The organism is Psychrobacter sp. GW64-MNA-CIBAN-0177 (assembly GCF_040309585.1).
Taxonomy (GTDB): Bacteria; Pseudomonadota; Gammaproteobacteria; order Pseudomonadales; family Moraxellaceae; genus Psychrobacter; species Psychrobacter okhotskensis.
On the sequence record NZ_JBEOOY010000177.1, the window covers coordinates 1 to 278 of the forward strand.

The 278-nt window shown below is 70.1% G+C and carries 1 protein-coding gene; it reads right to left on the reverse strand.

Going from position 1 to position 278, the window contains the following annotated elements; all coding sequences use genetic code 11:
• On the reverse strand, window positions 1-278 hold a 278-nt coding region (locus tag AAEY79_RS14670), incomplete at both ends, for a LysR substrate-binding domain-containing protein (protein ID WP_352289052.1).

Sequence of the window (278 nt, forward strand, 5' to 3'; positions counted from 1 at the left end):
TGCCGGACCAGCGCAAAGACGGGCGCGCGCTCCGTGTGGTCGACACGCACGCCCTTCTCCGGCGCGAGGCTGAAGGTCAACGCGATGTCCGCGTCGCCGTCGCGCACGCGCCGCGTCGCATCCGCCGGCGACACGACCCACACGGTGAAATCGACGCCCGGGTGGCGCGCCTTGAAGCTCGCGAGCACGCCGGGCAGGAAGTCGATCGCGAACCCTTCCGAGCATGCGATCTTCAGCAGGCTGCCGTGCAGCGCGTCGAGCCCGCCGATGTCCTTCAT